The following is a 1,291-nucleotide window of genomic DNA, read 5'->3' as shown; positions in this document are numbered from 1 at the left end:
TGAGGGGCCACGGTGATTCCGGACAGCCATGTTATGGCGCAGCCTATGCGGCTATTTGGGTTGCGAGGGCCTCGTTGAGAACCTCCAGGGGCGGCCGGTAGCCGAGCGCCGAGTGCAGGCGCCGACGGTTGTAGAACCCTTCGATATAGCGGATGACCTGGCTTTTCGCCTTGGCCCGGGTGGTGAAGACAAAGCGGTGCAGCCACTCGTTCTTGATCGCGCTGAAGAACGACTCGGCCATCGCGTTGTCCCAGCAGACGCCGGTGCGGCCGACCGAGCGGCGGATGTCCAGATCGGTCAGGAACCGGCCGAACTCGTCGCTGGTGTAGTTCGAGCCACGGTCGGTGTGGAACACGGCGCCGGACTGGAGCAGGCCGGTGCCGGCCGCCATCCGGATCGCGTCCTTGGCCAAGCTGGTGCGGTAGTGATCGGCCATCGCCCAGCCCAGCACCGCCTTGCTGTGGCAGTCGATCACGGTGGCCAGGTAGAGGAAGCCCTCCCAGGTGCGGACGTAGGTGATGTCGCCGACCAGCTTGACGCCCGGCCGCTCAGCGGTGAAGTCACGGCTGACCAGATCCGGGATTCCGCAGAAGTCGCCACCGGGCACGGTGGTGGCCGGCCGGAACGCGCGGGCCTGGGCCGGCATCAGGCCCTGCTCGCGCATCAAAGCGCGGACCAGTTCGGCCGAGCAGTGCTCACCGCGACGGGCCAGGGCGGCGTGCACGCGCCGATACCCATAGGTCTCGAGCGCGCCGGCGAAGATCTCGGCGACCGACGCGGCCAGCAGAGCGCGACGTTGCGCGGTGGCCGAGGCCGGCCGCTCGCGCCAGTCGTAGTAGCCCGAGCGAGACACCCCCAGCCAGGCGCACATCTTCACGATCGAGTGGCAGGCCTTCTCCGCGTCGATGAGCTCGTACTTGGCGAGCGTCATCGAGTCTCGGCCGCGAAGAAGGCGGCCGCTTTTTTCAAGAAGATCAACTTCTCGCGCAGCTCGGCGTTCTCCCGCTCCAGCTCCCGGATCCTGGCCCGGTCCGGCCCGGCAACCGGCCGCGGCTGCTCGTCCTGAGCGCTCACGATCCGATGCCGGTTCACCCAGCTGCCCAGGGTGCTGGCGTTGATGTCGAACTCGCGCGCCACCGACGCGACCGTCCGCTCGCCCTCCAGCACCAGGCGGATGGCCTCGTCCTTGAACTCCGGTGAGAACTGCCTACGACGCCTCGTCACGTACCTACCTCTTCCAGACTTCTGTCAGCTTATGTAGCTGACTGTCCGGAATCTGCTGGGCACCTCA

The 1,291-nt window shown here is 67.1% G+C and carries 1 protein-coding gene; it reads right to left on the bottom strand.

Annotated elements, in window-relative coordinates:
• Nucleotides 1-43: 43 nt before the first annotated feature.
• A protein-coding gene (locus tag ACSDR0_RS50655) for an IS3 family transposase (protein WP_435296142.1) occupies nucleotides 44-1,224 on the bottom strand; the annotation gives its coding sequence in 2 pieces (ribosomal slippage) (nucleotides 44-960 and nucleotides 960-1,224; 1,182 coding nt in all).
• Nucleotides 1,225-1,291: the final 67 nt, after the last annotated feature.

It is taken from the genome of Streptosporangium sp. G11 (genome assembly GCF_051192615.1).
Classification (GTDB): domain Bacteria; phylum Actinomycetota; class Actinomycetes; order Streptosporangiales; family Streptosporangiaceae; genus Streptosporangium.
The sequence above is the reverse complement of the archived record's forward strand: the minus strand, read 5'-3'. Positions and strand labels throughout refer to the sequence as shown.